This is a genomic window from Micromonospora sp. NPDC003776, from assembly GCF_053605645.1.
This window is the reverse complement of record NZ_JBSGJR010000679.1, coordinates 1-3,313: the sequence shown is the minus strand read 5'-3', so window position 1 is coordinate 3,313 and position 3,313 is coordinate 1. Positions and strand designations below refer to the sequence as shown.

At 76.0% G+C, this 3,313-nt stretch carries 2 protein-coding genes; one reads left to right on the top strand and one right to left on the bottom strand.

Annotated features, from left to right (window positions below):
* Positions 1 to 1,652: FtsK/SpoIIIE domain-containing protein (locus ACWEVO_RS33195; protein WP_452311381.1), on the bottom strand; the 1,652-nt coding region annotated here is incomplete at its 3' end.
* 191 nt (positions 1,653 to 1,843) lie between these two features.
* On the opposite strand from ACWEVO_RS33195, the gene ACWEVO_RS33190 reads away from it, so the two are divergent.
* Entirely contained in the window at positions 1,844 to 3,265 is a 1,422-nt protein-coding gene (locus tag ACWEVO_RS33190) for an alkaline phosphatase PhoX (protein WP_452311380.1), read from the top strand.
* Positions 3,266 to 3,313 lie beyond the last annotated feature (48 nt).

Sequence of the window (3,313 nt, the reverse complement as noted above, 5' to 3'; positions counted from 1 at the left end):
CTGGCGTCCGCCCCGGGGGCGCCGCCCGCGGTGTTCACCACGGCGGCGCCCACGGTCAACGCCCGGGCCGCGTCGTTCAGCGGGTCGAGCACCGCGGCCCCGCCGGGCAGCGCCACCCGCAGCGGGAACTGGCCGAAGATCGCCTCGGCCCGGCCGTACAGGGCCTCCACCCCGGTGGTGCTCTGGCTGGCCAGCACCAGGTGCAGGCCGTACGAGCGGCCCTTGCGGGCCAGCTCCTCCAGTAGGTCGACGGCCTGCCGGGCGAGCGCGTCGTTGCCCGCGAAGAGCACGTGGAACTCGTCGACCACGGTGACGATCCGGGGCGGCCGGTGCGCGGCGGGCAGGTCGGCGAGCTTGGTGACACCGTGCCGCTTCAGCAGGCCGGCCCGCCGGGCCAGCTCGTCGCGCAGCTCGCGGAGCACGGCGACGCCGTACTCGCGGTCGGACTCGATGCCGACCGCGCGGGCGTGCGGCAGCCAGGACGGGTCGCGCTCGGTCGGCACGAACTCGGTGAAGCTGACGCCCTCCTTGAAGTCGAGCAGGAACAGTTGCAGCTCGGTCGGGGCGTACCGGGCCGCCAGCCCGTAGAGCACGTCGAGCAGGAGGACCGTCTTGCCGGCGCCGGTGCGGCCGCCGACCAGCCAGTGCGGGGTGGCGTCGTCGAAGGCGACGGTGACCGGTTCCCTGCCCGACCGGCCGAGGACCGTGCGCAGCCCGGCGGCCGAGGACTCGGCCCACCGCCGGGGCGGCAGCAGGTCGGCGAAGGTGACCGCCTCGGCCCGGCGGGCGGCCGCGCCGAGCTGCCGGGCCAACCCGCTGACCGTGGCGTGCGAGGGGTCGCCGTCGAGCACCACCGGGGCGGCGAGCCCCGCCCCGTCGCCGCTGTACGGCGCTCCCGGCGGGTCGCCGACCAGCGCGTACCGCTCACCGAGCCGGAGCTGGGTGGTGGCGCCGAGCGGCGGCGCGGCCTCGCCCGGGCCGGCGGCCGGGTAGCCGGCGAGCAGCACGCAGACGGCGGCGGCCGGGCCGGCGTGGGTGAGCGCGGCCAGCCGGGCCAGCTCCCGCGGCGCCGGGGCGGACGCGGCGACGATCAGCAGCAGCTCCTGGTCGGCACGGGCGGCGTGCTGGGCGGCCCGGGCGTGCCGTTCCGCCTCGTCCAGCAGGGCGGTCACCTCGGCCGCGGTGGTGGCGGTCGGGGCGAGCACGCCGGCGTCGAGCAGCGGGCGCAGGGGCAGGAAGGCGGCGCCGAAGGCGGCGGGGTCGATGCCGGCGACCCGGACCGTGCCGGCCGGGGCGGCGGCGAGCAGCTGGGTCACCACGGCCCGCAGGAGCTCACCGACCCGGGGATCGCGCGCGTCGGCGTCCACCGCGAGGTGGTTGCCGCCGGCCAGCGGCACCAGCACGGGGAAGCCGCCGTCGAAGGTGGTGGCCTCACCGACGCGCACCGGGACTGCGGTGGTGACCGGGCGGGCGGTGCCGGGCGCGGGGGCGGCCAGCGCGGCGCCCAGCCGGGCCAGCCGAGCGACCAGCTCGGGGCTGCCCGGGGCGGGTGGCCCGGCGGCCGCCAGAGACCGGCGCACCGCCTCCCAGCGCCGCAGCGCCTGCCGGTGGAGGGCGAGCGCCTGCCCGTACGCCGTCTCGAGCCTGCCCACCGTCCGCCCTCCGACGCGCCGCCGTCCCGATCGAAGGGAACCCTAACGGACGCGCGCCGACCCGGCACAGTACGCGGGCCGCACCGGACGTTGGTCCACTGTTCACCCCGCCGCAGTCGTTCCCACCGGCCGGCGTTCCCCCGGCCCGACTTGCCTGCTCGTCATACGCACGTGAACAGGAAGGCGACGACGTGACCTCCTCCCCCATCTCCCGCCGGGCCGCGCTGCGCACCGGCGCCGCCGGCGCCCTCGGCATCGTGGTGGCCGGCAACCTGGAGGCCATCGCCGGACCGGCGGTGGCCCGGGCCGCCACCCGTCCGGCGGTCGGCTACGGCGAACTCGTTCCGGACCCGGCCGGGCTGCTGGCCCTGCCGCCCGGCTTCTCCTACACCATCGTGGCCCAGGCCGGCGCGACCCTGCTCGAGTCGGGGCAGCCGACGCCGAGCGACGCCGACGGCACCGGCTGCTTCCGCGGCCCCAACGGGTCCGTGCTGGTCAACAACCACGAGATCGGCGGCAGCGAGCCGTACCCGGTGCCGGCGCTGGCCGGGCTGACCTACGACCCGGGCGCCCGCGGCGGCACCACCACCATCGAGGTGGACGGGCAGGGCCGCCGGCTGCGCGAGTACGTCAGCGTGGCCGGCACGCACAACAACTGCGCCGGCGGCATCACCCCGTGGGGCACCTGGCTGACCTGCGAGGAGACCGAGCAGAAGGCCGGTGGCCGATACCTCAAGGACCACGGGTACGTGTTCGAGGTGGACCCGCACGACCGGGCCGCCAACCAGAACCCGGTGGCGCTGAAGTTCCTCGGCCGCTACGCGCACGAGGCCGTCGCGGTGGACCCGTACACCCACTCGATCTACCTGACCGAGGACGCCGGCGGCCCGAACGGCCTGTACTTCCGGTGGACGCCGCCGGCCGGCTTCCGCGGCGGCAAGGGTGCGCTGCGGGCCCTCGCCGAGCGCCCCGACGGGGACACCGCCGGCCGCCTCGCGGCGATGAAGTGCTTCCTGGGCAGTCAGCCCGTGGCCGACCTCTCGGAGGCGACCACCCCGGGCACCCGGTACAAGGTGGAGTGGGTGGACGTGCCGGACCGGGACGCGAAGACCGTCTCGGTGCGCAAGCAGTTCACCGACGAGCAGGTGACCCGCAGCCGCAAGCTGGAGGGCGCCTGGTGGGCCGACGGCGGCGCGTACTTCGTGGCCAGCTACGCCCGGCACGACGACGGCAGCGTCAACGAGCACGACGGCCAGGTCTGGTTCTACGACCCGCGGACGGAGACGGTCACCCTGAAGACCATCTTCGGGGTGAACACCGACCCGGCGGCGGACCACGGCAATTTCGACGGTCCGGACAACATCACCGTCTCGCCGTACGGCGGGGTGATCCTGGCCGAGGACGGCGAGGGCGTGTCGCACCTGGTCGGGGTGACCGAGCAGGGCAAGGCGTACCCGCTGGCCCGCAACGAGCTGAACGACAGCGAGTTCACCGGCCCGACGTTCAGCGCGGACGGGAAGATCCTGTTCGCCAACATCCAGACCCCGGGTTACGTCTTCGCGATCACCGGCCCGTGGGGCCGGCCGAGCAACGCGGACGTCGCGACGTCCTGAGTGGAGCAACCCCGGCCGGCGGCTCGTTCCCGGGCCGCCGGCCGGTAC